General features: G+C 66.7%; 8 protein-coding genes. 4 read left to right on the plus strand and 4 right to left on the minus strand.

Annotated features, from left to right (window positions below; translation table 11 throughout):
• Positions 1-7: 7 nt before the first annotated feature.
• The 4 genes from kdpB (at position 8) to HL666_RS11715 (ending at position 6,309) form a co-directional block, all read left to right on the plus strand.
• Entirely contained in the window at positions 8-2,125 is a 2,118-nt protein-coding gene (gene kdpB / locus HL666_RS11700) for a potassium-transporting ATPase subunit KdpB (RefSeq protein ID WP_172181515.1), read from the plus strand.
• 121 nt (positions 2,126-2,246) lie between these two features.
• Positions 2,247-2,852 (plus strand): K(+)-transporting ATPase subunit C, encoded by a 606-nt coding sequence (locus HL666_RS11705; RefSeq protein WP_172181517.1) that lies wholly within the window; start codon positions 2,247-2,249, stop codon positions 2,850-2,852.
• Between the two features lie 53 nt (positions 2,853-2,905).
• Positions 2,906-5,623: a DUF4118 domain-containing protein gene (locus HL666_RS11710; protein ID WP_172112271.1), complete on the plus strand. Its 2,718-nt coding sequence runs from the start codon at positions 2,906-2,908 to the stop codon at positions 5,621-5,623.
• Complete coding sequence (locus tag HL666_RS11715) at positions 5,620-6,309, plus strand: response regulator (RefSeq protein WP_172112270.1); 690 nt, start codon at positions 5,620-5,622, stop codon at positions 6,307-6,309. Before HL666_RS11710 ends, HL666_RS11715 begins: the two co-directional genes overlap by 4 nt.
• A gap of 95 nt (positions 6,310-6,404) precedes the next feature.
• Here the strand turns inward: HL666_RS11715 and HL666_RS11720 are convergent, their stop codons facing one another.
• From HL666_RS11720 to HL666_RS11735, 4 genes are all read right to left on the minus strand, one after another.
• On the minus strand, positions 6,405-7,679 hold the full coding sequence (locus tag HL666_RS11720; protein ID WP_172181519.1) for a DUF2130 domain-containing protein: 1,275 nt from the start codon (positions 7,677-7,679) through the stop codon (positions 6,405-6,407).
• Positions 7,680-7,781: 102 nt separating this feature from the next.
• Entirely contained in the window at positions 7,782-10,859 is a 3,078-nt protein-coding gene (locus HL666_RS11725) for an efflux RND transporter permease subunit (protein ID WP_172112268.1), read from the minus strand.
• Positions 10,856-11,932 carry an efflux RND transporter periplasmic adaptor subunit gene (locus tag HL666_RS11730; protein ID WP_172112267.1) on the minus strand — a complete coding sequence of 359 codons (1,077 nt, stop codon included), beginning with the start codon at positions 11,930-11,932 and terminating at the stop codon, positions 10,856-10,858. The genes HL666_RS11725 and HL666_RS11730 overlap by 4 nt, the downstream gene beginning before the upstream one ends.
• Entirely contained in the window at positions 11,929-13,053 is a 1,125-nt protein-coding gene (locus tag HL666_RS11735; RefSeq protein ID WP_172181521.1) for an efflux RND transporter periplasmic adaptor subunit, read from the minus strand. Before HL666_RS11735 ends, HL666_RS11730 begins: the two co-directional genes overlap by 4 nt.
• Positions 13,054-13,318 lie beyond the last annotated feature (265 nt).

The following is a 13,318-nucleotide window of genomic DNA, read 5'->3' on the forward strand; positions in this document are numbered from 1 at the left end:
AATCTCCATGGAAACCGTCAAACTGCAGACGCGCTCGTCGATGTCGACGATGCTCGATGCCAAGATCATGCTGCCCGCGATCAAGGCCGCCTTCGTCAAGCTCGATCCGCGGCTGATGATCAAGAACCCCGTGATGTTCGTGGTCGAGGTCGTCGCCGCGCTCACCACGGTGATCTTCCTGCGCGACCTCGTGACCAGCGGCACCAACCTCGGCTTCACCTTCCAGATCATTCTCTGGCTGTGGTTCACCGTGCTGTTCGCCAATTTCGCCGAAGCCGTCGCCGAAGGCCGCGGTAAGGCGCAGGCGGATTCGCTGCGCAAGACCCGCACCGAGAGCCAGGCCAAGCTGCTGACCGGCTCTGGGACGTCCGATCACAGCTACAAGCTCGTGGCGGGCACGAGCCTCAAGGTCGGCGACATCGTGCTGGTCGAGGCCGGCGACACCATTCCGTCCGACGGCGAGGTGATCGAAGGCGTCGCCTCGGTGAACGAGGCCGCCATCACCGGCGAGTCTGCGCCGGTCATTCGCGAATCCGGCGGCGACCGATCGGCGGTGACCGGCGGCACGCAGGTGCTGTCGGACTGGATCCGCGTGCGCATCACGGCCGCGCAGGGATCGACCTTCATCGACCGCATGATCAAGCTGGTCGAGGGCGCCGAGCGGCAGAAGACGCCGAATGAGATCGCGCTCAACATCCTGCTCGCCGGCTTGACCATCATCTTCGTGTTCGCGACGGTGACGATCCCGAGCTACGCCGCCTATGCCGGCGGCTCGATCTCGATCGTCGTGCTGGTGGCGCTGTTCGTGACGTTGATTCCGACCACGATCGGCGCACTGCTGTCGGCGATCGGCATCGCCGGCATGGATCGCCTGGTGCGTTTCAACGTGCTGGCGATGTCCGGCCGCGCCGTCGAGGCCGCCGGCGACGTCGACACGCTGCTGCTCGACAAGACCGGCACCATCACGCTCGGCAACCGCCAGGCGACTGCGTTCCGGCCGGTGAGGGGCGTCAGCGAGCAGGAGCTCGCCGACGCCGCCCAGCTCGCCTCGCTTGCCGACGAGACGCCGGAAGGCCGCTCCATCGTGGTGCTGGCCAAGGAGAAGCATGGCATCCGTGGCCGCGACATGGCCGAGCTCGACGCCACTTTCGTGCCGTTCACCGCGCAGACCCGCATGAGCGGCGTCGATGCCGGCGGCTCGACGGTGCGCAAGGGCGCAGTCGATGCGATCCTGAGCTATATCAGTGGCGGCACGACGCAGGTCGCCTCCGGCAATACGGTGCGCGCGATCCAACCGGCTGAAAGCGAGCTCGCCCGCGAGATCCGCGGGATTGCCGACGAGATCGCCAAGTCCGGCGGCACGCCGCTGGCCGTGGCCAAGGACGGCCGACTGCTCGGCGTCGTCCAGCTCAAGGACATCGTCAAGGGCGGCATCCGGGAGCGCTTCGCCGAGCTGCGCCGCATGGGCATTCGCACCATCATGATCACCGGCGACAACCCGATGACCGCGGCCGCGATCGCCGCCGAAGCAGGCGTCGACGACTTCCTGGCGCAGGCGACGCCCGAGGACAAGCTCAAGCTGATCCGCGACGAGCAGGCCAAGGGCAAGCTGGTGGCGATGTGCGGCGACGGCACCAACGACGCGCCGGCGCTGGCGCAGGCCGATGTCGGCGTCGCCATGAACACCGGCACGCAGGCCGCACGCGAGGCCGGCAACATGGTCGATCTCGACTCCAATCCGACCAAGCTGATCGAGGTCGTCGAGATCGGCAAGCAGTTGCTGATGACGCGTGGCGCGCTGACCACCTTCTCGATCGCCAACGACGTCGCCAAGTACTTTGCCATCATTCCGGCGATGTTCCTGGCATTCTACCCGCAGCTCAACGTGCTGAACGTCATGAACCTCGCCAGCCCGCAGAGCGCGATCCTGTCGGCGATCATCTTCAACGCACTCATCATCATCGCGCTGATTCCGCTGGCGCTGAAGGGTGTCGCCTACCGCGCGATCGGCGCCGGCGCGCTGCTCGGCCGCAACATGCTGATCTACGGCTTAGGGGGTATCATCATCCCCTTCATCGGCATCAAGGCGATCGATTTGATCGTGACCGCCTTGCATCTGGCCTGAAGCCTAACCGCCGTCATTGCGAGCGAAGCGAAGCAATCCAGAACTGTCTCGACCTACACGACTCTGGATTGTTTCGTCGCTTCGCTCCTCGCAATGACGGCCGAGAACTCGGAGATACACAATGCTCAAAGAAATCCGTCCCGCCATCTTCGTCCTGCTCGCCCTCACTCTCATCACGGGCCTGCTCTATCCGCTCGCCATGACCGCCGTCGCCGGCCTCGTGTTTCCGGCGCAGGCCGAAGGCAGTCTCATCACGCGCAACGGCGAGGTGATCGGCTCGGCGCTGATCGGCCAGGAGTTCAAGGACGACAGATACTTCCACGGCCGGCCGTCCGCGACCTCGACCGCCGATCCGAACGATGCCACCAAGACCGTGGCGGCGCCCTACAACGCCGCCAATTCCGCAGGCTCCAATCTCGGCCCGACCAGCAAGGCGCTCGCCGATCGCGTCAAGGAGGACGTCGACAAGCTCAAGGCTGAGAATCCCGCGCAGGCCGTGCCCGTCGACCTGGTGACCACGTCGGCGAGCGGGCTCGACCCTGACATCTCGCCGGAGGCAGCGCTGTTCCAGGTGCCGCGGGTGGCCAAAGCGCGCGGTATTTCCGAGGATCGCGTGCGGGCGCTGGTTGCGAGCACCACCGAAGGGCGGCTGATCGGGCTGCTTGGCGAACCCCGGGTTAACGTGCTTGCGCTCAATCTGGCGCTCGACGCCGCCAAGCCGCAATGAGACCGCTCTGCGCTCCGGCCTTGGCGCCGAGAGACCCCCGTCTATAATGCCGCATGGCCCAGCAACGCCGCGATCCTGACCAACGTCCCTCGCCGGAGGCCCTGCTCGAAGCGGCCCGGCGGGAGGACAGTCCTGCGGGCAAGCTCAAGATCTTCGTCGGCGCCGCGCCCGGCGTCGGCAAGACTTACGAAATGCTGTCGAGCGCGCATGCCAGGATGAGGGCGGGCGTCGACGTCGTCATCGGCTTCGTCGAGACCCATGGTCGCATCGAGACCGAGGCGCTGGTGCGCGGCCTCGAACTGATCCCGCGCAAGCGCATCACCTACAAGGACCAGGTCGTCGAGGAGATGGACCTCGACGCCGTGATCGCACGGCGGCCAAAGCTTGCGATCGTCGACGAGCTGGCGCACACCAATGTCGCCGGTAGCCGGCATCCCAAGCGCTATCTCGACGTCGAGGAACTGCTGTCGCATGGCATCGATGTCTACACGGCGGTCAACGTCCAGCACATCGAGAGCCTGAATGACGTCGTCGCCCAGATCACCCATGTGCGCGTGCGCGAGACAGTGCCGGACTCGATCCTCGACCGCGCCGATGCCATCGAGCTGATCGATCTCACCCCCGACGATCTGATCCAGCGGCTGAAGGAGGGCAAGGTCTATGTACCCAAGCAGGCCGAGCGCGCGCTGGAGCACTATTTCTCGCCCGGCAATCTGACCGCGCTGCGCGAGCTGGCTCTGCGCCGGACCGCCGAGCGCGTCGACGAGCAGCTGCTCACCCACATGCAGGCCAACGCCATCGCCGGGCCCTGGGCCGCCGGCGAGCGCATTCTCGTCTGCGTGTCGGAGGATCCGCGCGCGATGAGCCTCGTGCGCTACACCAAGCGGCTCGCCGACCGCGTGCATGCGCCATGGACCGCGGTCACGATCGAGACCCGGCGCAATCTCCAACTCACCGACAAGCAGCGCGACCGGCTCGCCGATACGCTGAGGCTGGCGGAGAGCCTCGGCGCTGAGGCGCTGACGATCCCCGGCGTCGGCCGTCGCATCGCTGACGACATCATCGGCTTTGCGCAGTCCAATAACGTCACCCAGATCATTATCGGCAAGTCCAGCCGTTCGCGCCTGTTCGAGATGATCAGGGGCTCGGTGGTGCATGATCTCGTCCGGCGCGCCGGCAACATCAGCATCCACGTCATCGCCGGCGAGGAGCATCAGGAAGCGACCAGCCCTGCCGTGCAGACCCGCGCGCGCAGCGAGCCGCTGCGGCCGCAGCCTTACGCCATGGCGCTGCTGACCACGGCGGTCGGCCTCGGCCTCGCCGAGCTGATCCAGCCAGTGTTCGGTATCGAGAACGTCGATCTCGTGTTCCTCACCGCCGTTGTCGGGGTCGCCGCGCGTTACGGCCTCGGGCCCTCGCTGCTGGCGAGCTTCGTCGCCTCGCTCTGCTACAACTTCTTCTTCCTGCCGCCGCTCTATACGTTCACGATCACCGATCCGACCAACGTCGCGGCGTTCTTCTTCTTCATGCTGATCGCGATGCTGGTGTCGAACGTCGCCGCGCGCGTGCGGCTGCAGGCCGATTCGGCCACCTTGCGCGTCCGCACGACGGAGCAGCTCTATGCCTTCAGCCGCAAGCTCGCGGGCACGGCGACGCTCGACGACGTGTTGTGGGCCACGGCCTATCAGGCGGCGCTCATGCTCAAGGTCCGCGTCGTGCTGCTGCTGCCGCAGGATGGCAAGCTCACGGTCATGGCGGGCTATCCGCCGGAGGACCAGCTCGACGATGCCGATCTCGCGGCGGCGAGCTGGGCGTGGAGCAACGACCGCGCGGCCGGCCGCGGGTCCGACACGCTACCGGGCGCCAAGCGCCTGTTCCTGCCGATGCGCACCGGCCGCGGCCTGATCGGCGTCATCGGCATAGACGATGATCGCAGCGGGCCGCTGCTGACGCCGGACCAGCGCCGGCTGCTCGACGCGCTGGTCGACCAGGGTGCGCTCGCGATCGAGCGCGTGCTGCTGGTCGAGGACATGGACAAGGTCAAGCGCGCGATGGAGCAGGACCGGCTGCGCTCGGCGCTCTTGACCTCGATCTCGCATGACCTGAAGACGCCACTCGCCTCGGTGCTTGGCGCGGCGTCCACCATGCGCGACCTCGCGACGCGGCTGTCCGACAAAGAGAAGCTGGACCTGCTCGCCACGGTCATCGACGAGTCCGAGCGGCTGAATCGTTTCATCGCCAATCTGCTCGACATGACCAAGCTGGAATCCGGCGCCATCGTGCCGAACGCGGCGCTGCATGACATCGGCGAGATCGTCGGCAGTGCGTTGCGGCGCGCGAGCAAGATCCTCGCCGGCCACCATGTATCGCTCGATATGGCCCGCGATCTGCCGATGGTCGAGGTCGATGCCGTCCTGCTCGAGCAGGTGCTGTTCAACTTGCTCGACAATGCCGCGAAGTATGCGCCAGCGGACACGTCGATCGCGATCCGTGCTACGCGGGACGGCAACTGGGTCGTGGTGGACATCCGCGATGAAGGCGACGGCATTCCCGCTGATGAGGTCGAGCATGTGTTCGACAAGTTCTATCGCGTGCAGAAGGGTGACCAGGTGCGGCCCGGCACCGGGCTCGGACTTGCGATCTCGCGCGGCTTCATCGAGGCGATGCATGGTCGCATCTCCGCCGGCAACCGCACCGACCGGCGCGGCGCCATCCTCACCATCCGCCTGCCGGTGCCGGCACAGGCGAAACCCCTGGATACGGCCGCATGACCGGAGCTCCCATCAAGGTCCTGGCGATCGACGACGAGCCGCCGATCCGCAAGCTGCTGCGGATGGGGCTCGCGACGCAGGGCTACGAGATCCTGGAGGCGCCGAGCGGCAAGGTCGCGCTTGAGAAGCTCGCCGAAGAGCCGGCTCTGATCATCCTCGATCTCGGCCTGCCCGATATCGACGGACACGAGCTGTTGCGCACCATCCGGGCGCGCAATGAGAGCATCCCGATCGTCGTGCTGTCGAGCCGCGGTGACGAGGCCGGCAAGGTCAAGGCGCTCGATCTCGGCGCCGACGACTACATCACCAAGCCGTTCGGCATGGACGAGCTGCTGGCGCGGCTGCGCGCCGCGCTGCGTCACCAGCTGCAGGCGCAGGGCGAGCGCCCCGTGTTCCGCACCGGTGATCTCTCGGTCGACCTCGTGCGCCGCATCGTCAAGCTCGGCGAGCGTGAGGTCAAGCTGTCGCCGAAGGAGTACGACCTGCTGCGCGTCCTGGTGCAGCACGCCGGCAAGGTGCTGACACATCGCTTCCTGCTCAAGGAGCTGTGGGACGAACTGACCGACGCGCAGTATCTGCGTGTCTATGTCCGCCAGTTGCGGCAGAAGATCGAAGCAGATCCTGAGCGGCCGCAATTCGTGCTGACGGAAACCGGGATCGGCTACCGCTTGCGCGCGCCGGACTGACGCTCTGCATCAGAAGGAGCAGAGCAGTTGATGCATCTTCGATTCACGCCGGCCTCCTCCCCGCTGGCGGGAGATGTCACTGAGCAAGCGCGCTTCTACTCCGCCGCCTCGCTCTTGCCCTCGATCAGCAGCACGTCGAGGCTCTCGATCTCCTGCATCGCGCGACCGGCGATGCCCTGCAAGTCGCCATAGAGTCCCGCCGTCGAATCCAGCACGCCGCGCAGCTGTTCCTCGCGCTTGGCCCAGAGTCGCATCATGGTCTTGCGCTCGCGGTCGAGGTCCGACTGCATCTCGGTGAAGCGCTCGACGATGGCGTCGATGCGGTGGCGGAATCGCGGCCCGGTGAGATAGGCGTAGACCATCTCCATCTTGGTCTGCTGGCCCTCCTGCGCGAGCTTGCTGCAGGCGACGTCGATCAAGGACTGTCGTAGGGCGAGCGACAGCGGCAGCGCGAAGCGCGGCTCGGCGACCCAGACGCCGTCGATCAGGTCGAAGCCATCGACGCCCTTGGGCAGCGCGGTAGAGACGATCAGCGCAATGTCGGCCTTGGCGGCGCGCTGGTCGTCGCGCAGCTTGACGAGCCACGCATCGCTCCAGTTCTTGGTGCGCTTGGATTCCCACAGAATCGCGCCGCAGGCCTGGCCGCCTGGGCCTACCACGCGATGGATGACGTCGCCGCCGAACTCGCCCTTCGGCACGGGCTCGACGAGGTCGCGCGGAAAGCGCGCGCGCAGCTGCGATTCCAGCTCGATCTCCAGCGCCTCGCCCTGCAGCTGCTGCGAGCCTTGTTCGGCCTTGCGGCGGAGCTCCTCGATCTGGCGCTGCATGCCGGCGATCTGGGTCTCCTTCTCGGCGACCTTGGCCTTCAGCGACTCCTCCGCCTCGAGCCGGGCCTTGTCGCGCACCGCGACGAGTGACTCCTGCACCTTGGTCTCGATGGTGAGATCGAGCTCGCGACGGGCCTCGTCGAGCTCGCGCTGCTTGCGCATCATCTCGGCCTGCGCCTTCTGCGCGTCGGCGAGCTTGGCGTCCTTGCTGACGATGGCCTCGTGCAGCTCGGCGAGCTGGCGGTCGCGATTGCCCATCTCGTCGGCGACGGCCTGGCGCGCCTTGTCGGCTTCGGCCTGCGCGATGGCCGCACGCTCGGCCTTCAGCTTGGCGGCGACCTGCTGATCGATCGCGGCCTTGGCCTGCGCGATCTGCTCCTGCGCTGCCTTGAGCTGCGCCTCGCGACGGCCGAAATCGGCTTCTTTCGCCTGGAGCTGCTTCTCGAACTGCCGGCGCGTCTCCGCGATCAGGGGCGCTGCGAGCTGCTCGGTCAGCTTGATCTCGGTGCGGCAGGAGGGGCAGACGATCTGAGGATCGGTCATGATTCGCATCTCTCCATGGAGACCGAATCTAACCGGCCGCCGCGTGGCGTTTAACCCATGCGGACGGCTTATCCCACGCAATTATCCGCGATTCGCCGGGCCTCAGGCGCCGTGCGGCGTGGCCTCGGGCGCCGCATCCTTCTCGGGGGCCTTGATGCGGAACCAGGCGACATAGAGCGCCGGCAGGAACAACAGGGTCAGCACCGTGCCGACGATGATGCCGCCCATCATGGCGTAAGCCATCGGGCCCCAGAATACCTCGCGCGCGATCGGGATCAGCGCGAGCGAGGCGGCGGCCGCCGTCAGCATGATCGGCCGCATCCGGTGCTCGGTCGCCTCCATCACGGCGTCCCACGGCGGCCGGCCCTCGTCGCGCAGATGCTCGATCTGCACGATCAGGATGACGGAGTTGCGGATCAGGATGCCGATCAGCGCGAGCACGCCGAGGATAGCGACGAAGCCCAGCGGCGCGCCGCTCGGCAGCAGGGCAGCGACGACACCGATCAGGGCCAGCGGTGCCACCGCGAACACCAGGAAGAGCCGCTGGAAGCTCTGCAACTGCAGCATTAGGATCGTGGCCATCGCGAACAGCATCATCGGCACCACCGCGACGATCGGCGCCTGGCTCTTGGCGCTCTCCTCGACGCTGCCGCCGGTGACGACCTTGTAGCCGGCCGGAAGCTTGGCGTTGAAGGCCGTGATCGCCGGCTTGAGCTGATCGACCACCGTGTTCGGCTGCACCTGATCGATCACGCTGGCTTTCAGTGTCAGCGTCGGCTGGCGCGAGCGGCGCCAGATCTCCGGCTGCTCGATCTGGTAGCGCAGGGTCGCCAGCGCCGCGAGCGGGATCGACTGGCCGTTCGATCCCGACAGCTGCAGGTCGCGCAAGGTCTCCAGCGACTGCCGTTCCTTGGCCTGGGCGCGGCCGCGGACGTCGATCAGATAGATGTCGTCGCGCACCTGCGTGATCGAGGTGCCGTCCAGCACGCTGTTCAGCGCGTTGGCGATGTCCTCGGAGGTGACGCCGAGCTGACGCGCCTTGTCCTGCAGCACGTCGACCTTCACGACGCGCGCGGGCTCCATCCAGTCGAAGATGACGGCGCCGAGATGGCTGTTGCCGCGCATCACGCCGGCAACCTCCTGGGCGATCTCGCGCACCTTCGCGACATCGGGCCCGCTGACGCGGTACTGCACGGGGCGGCCGACCGGCGGGCCGATGTCGAGCAGATGCACATAGGCGTCGGTGCCGGGGAAGGTCTTGGTCAGATAGGCCTGGAGCTTGGCGCGGGCGCGGTCGCGCGCCTCGAGGCTCTTGGTGACGACGATGATCTGGCCGAACGAGACGTCGGCCGGCTGCACGTCGAACGACAGCACGAAGCGCTGTGCGCCGGAGCCGACATAGGTCGACCAACGGTCGATGTCGGGATTGCCCTTCAGCGCCTCCTGCTCGAACTGCGCCATCTGCGCATTGGTCTCCGCGATCGAGGAATTCTGCGGCAGGTTGAAGTCGATGACGAGCTCGTTGCGGTCGGAGGAGGGGAAGAACTGCTGCTGCACGAAGCGCATGCCGAACACCGAGAGCCCGAAGATCAGCACCGTCGCGATGATCGTGGTCCAGCGATGCTGCATGCAGGCCTTCAGCATCGCACGGAACATCCGCGTCAGCCGGCCGCCCTCGGCATGATGGCTCGGCAGCGAGGCGGGGAGAATGGTGACGCCGAGCAGCGGCGTGAACAGCACGGCCACGATCCACGACACCACCAGCGACACCGCGATGACGACGAACAGCGTGAAGGTGAACTCGCCGGCGGCGCTGTTGTTGAGGCCGATCGGAATGAAGCCGGCCACCGTCACCAGCGTTCCCGTCAGCATCGGGAAGGCCGTGGAGGTGTAGACGTAGGTCGCCGCCTTGCGCAGGCTATCTCCCACTTCGAGCCGTGCCACCATCATCTCGACCGCGATCATGGCGTCATCGACCAGCAGGCCGAGCGCGATGATCAGCGCGCCGAGCGAGATGCGCTGCAGGGAAATGCCGGTATAGGCCATGACCAGGAAGGTGATCGCGAGCACCAGCGGGATCGAGATCGCGACGACGAGGCCGGCGCGCACGCCGAGGCTGACGAAGCTGATCGCGAGCACGATGATGACGGCCTCGTACAGCGCCTTGGTGAAGCCGCCGACCGCTTCCTCGACGATCTTCGGCTGATCGGAGACGAGATGCACGCCGACGCCGACCGGCAGGTCGGCGATGACCTTGGTCATCTCCTCCTTCAGCGCCTCGCCAAAATCGAGCAGGTTGGCGCCGGCCTTCATGCCGATGGCAAGGCCGATCGCCGGCTGGCCGTTGAAGCGGAACAGCGAGGTCGGCGGATCCTCGTAGCCGCGCGTGATGGTGGCGACGTCGGTGAGCGGGAAGAAGCGGTCGTTGATGCGCAGGTTGATCGCCTTGAGGCTCTCCTCCGAGGTGAACTGGCCGGAGACCCGCACCGCGACCCGCTCAGGTCCCGCCTGCAGCACGCCGGACGGCGAGACCGCGTTCTGGGCCTGCAATGCCGTCAGGATGGTGCGCTGGTCGATGCCCAGCGCTGCGACCTTGCGCGGCGAGAACTCGAGATAGATCACCTCGTTCTGCGCGCCGACGATGTCGACGCGGCCGACATTGGGCACGGTCAGCACCTTGGCGCGAACCTCCTCGACGCGGTCGCGCAGCTGGCGCTGGCTCAATCCGTCGCTGGTGAAGGCGTAGATGTTACCGAACACGTCGCCGAAGCGGTCGTTGAAGCCGGGGCCGATCACGCCCGAGGGGAAGTCGCCCTTGATGTCGTTGATGAGGTTGCGCACCTGCAGCCAGGTCGGCACGACATCGCGCGCCTTGGTCGTGTCGCGCAAATTGACGAACACGGTGGTCTGGCCGGGCACGGTCAGGCTCTTGGTGTAGTCGAGCGCCGGCAGCTCCTCGAGCTTCTTCTCGATGCGATCGGTGACCTGCCGCGTCATCTCCTCGGCGGAGGCACCCGGCCATTTGGCCTGGATCAGCATCGTCTTGATGGTGAAGGAGGGATCCTCCTCCCGGCCCAGATGCAGGTAGGAGTAGAGCCCCGCCGCCATGAAGGCGATCATGAAATACCAGACGAGAGAGCGGTGCTCGAGCGCCCAGTCGGAGAGATTGAAGGACTTCACGGCTGAGCTTCCTGATCGATGCGGACGGACTGGCCATCCTTGAGACTGTGCACGCCGGCGGTGACGACACGCTGCCCGGCCTCGAGACCGCCGGTGACGCGGACGCTGCCGTCCTCGTTGCGGGCGATGGTGATTTCCTGTCGCTTGACGGTCTTGCTGGCGGCGTCGACCAGCCAGACGAAGCTCTTGTCGTTCTGCTCGAGCACGGCCGAGCGCGGCAGCCTGATGACGGTCTTCTGCTCGGTGTCGAGCGTGGCGGTGACCGTCGTGCCGAGGCGCATGCTCTCCGGCGGATTGTCTAGCGTGATGCGGATGCGCCGCGTGCGGGTCGTGGCGTCGGCGCGCGGCGCGATCTCGCGCACCTTGCCTGCCGCGCTGATCTTCGGATCGACCTGCAGCCGCACCGTGAACGGTGTGCCCGCCTGCAAGCCGCCGGCGATGTCGTCGCCGACATCGATGACCGCCTCGCGCACATCGGGCCGCGCCACGGTGACGACGCTCACGCCCGGCGAGACGACCTGTCCGACTTCCGCGCCCACCGCGGTGACGATGCCCGCGAAATCCGCTTTCAGCTGGGCGTAGCCGAGCTGCTCTCGTGCCTTGGCGAGATTGGATTGCGCCTTGATCACCGACGCCTGTGCAGCCGCGCGCGACTGCTCGGCGCTTTCCAGTGTCGCCTTGGTCGTCGCATCGGTCTCCAGCAGGGTGCGCTGCCGTCCTTCGGTGCCGGTCGCATTGGTCAGCTGCGCCTGGCTGCGCGACACCTCTGCGGCGGAGGCGCGGACCGCGAGTTCGAGCGCGGCGGGATCGATCGCGGCCACCACCTGGTCCTGCTTGACCATGTCGCCGACGAAGACGGGCCGCGCGATCAGCCGTCCCAGCACGCGGAAGCTGAGATCGGCCTTGTAGCGCGGCTCGATCGTGCCGGTGACGGCCGAGCCGTTGGCGGCCTGCGGCTCGACCTTCATCGACAGCACCGGCCGAACCGGCTCAGGGGCGGCGGCCTTGTCGTTGCAGCCGGCGAGCAGAGCAAGTGCGAGAAGCGGAATGGCCCAACGCATCGGCGTCATCACGACCGCGTCTCCTCGTTGAATGTGATCTGTTGTCCGACGCTCAGCAGCTTGCCGCCGTCGGTGACGACACGGTCGCCCGGTTGCAGCCCGGCGGAGACGACGATGGCGCCGGTCTCATAGTCCTCGATCTTGATCGGCTTGAGTGAGACGGTCTTGTTCGCGGCGTTCACCAGCCAGACCGCCGGTGTCTTGCCGGCGGCGGTCAGCGCACTCCACGGCAGCACGATGCGCTGCTCCGGCTTGATGAAGCCGGTGGCGCTGACGGCGCTGCCGAGGGTCATCTCCGGCGGCGGATTTTCGATCGAGATCTTGACGCGGACGGTGCCGGATTTGGGATCGATGGTCGGCGAGACCTCGCGCACGGTGCCCTTGGCTGTGACCGAGGGGTCCGAGAGCAGCGCCAGCGCCACCTTGGTATCGTCGAACTTCAGCGACAGCGCCGCCTCGTAGACGTCGATCACGGCGTCACGGTCGCCGTCATGCGCCAGCGTGAACACCGACTGCGCGGCCTGGGCGACCTGGCCGACCTCGATGTTGCGCGCGGTGATGGTGCCGCTGGCGTCGGCGCGCAACTCGGTGAAGGTCAGGGCGTCCTTCGCGGTGTCGCGCTGGGCCTTGGCGGCCTCCAGCGAGCCTTCAGCCGTGCGCAGCGTCTCCTGCGCCTGGTCGAAGGTCGCGCGTGTCGTGAAGCCGCTCGAGATCAGCGTCTGCTGACGGTTGAAATTGGAGGTCGCGACTTTCACCTGCGACTCCGCAGCCGCCACGGCAGCCTCCGCGGAATCAAGGTCGGCCTGTTGCTCGGCCGGATCGATCTTGGCCAGCAGCTGCCCGGCCTTGACGTGCGCGCCGACCTCGACGAGCCGCTCGGTGACGCGACCGCTGACCCGGAACGACAGGTCGGCGAGCACGCGCGCCTGGACGTCGCCGGTCAGGGTGATCGATTGCCGCCGCTCCGACAGCTTGACCACCTCGGTTCGCACCACCCTGGCCGGAGGCGCCGTCGCGGCGGTCTTCTGCTCGCAGCCCGCCAGGAGCAGTCCGATCGCGGCGCAGCCGACGGCCGCCAGCAGGCGCGAGCTGGACGCGCGAAACGCAGGTGGAGATCGCGTGGGTGAGGTCATGGTTGCACGTTCGAGCCCAAAGCAAGGTTGGCGGTCGCAGCTCCGACCGGGGTCCGGGACCGTCGGTCTGGCGCGTCCGGACGGAGGGGACGGTTGCCGCAATCAGCCGATGAACCCGAACCGGGCGTTGCCCGTTGGGAGGTTCACGGCCGTAGGGGAACAAGCTGAGCACCATCCCCTTGACAGCACGTGAATTAGACAATCATTTCTAGAAAAAAATGTCTAGTAACATTCCTGTTGACGGGTTTAAAATAACGCATGCCAG

Source organism: Bradyrhizobium aeschynomenes, assembly GCF_013178945.1.
GTDB classification, from domain to species: domain Bacteria; phylum Pseudomonadota; class Alphaproteobacteria; order Rhizobiales; family Xanthobacteraceae; genus Bradyrhizobium; species Bradyrhizobium aeschynomenes.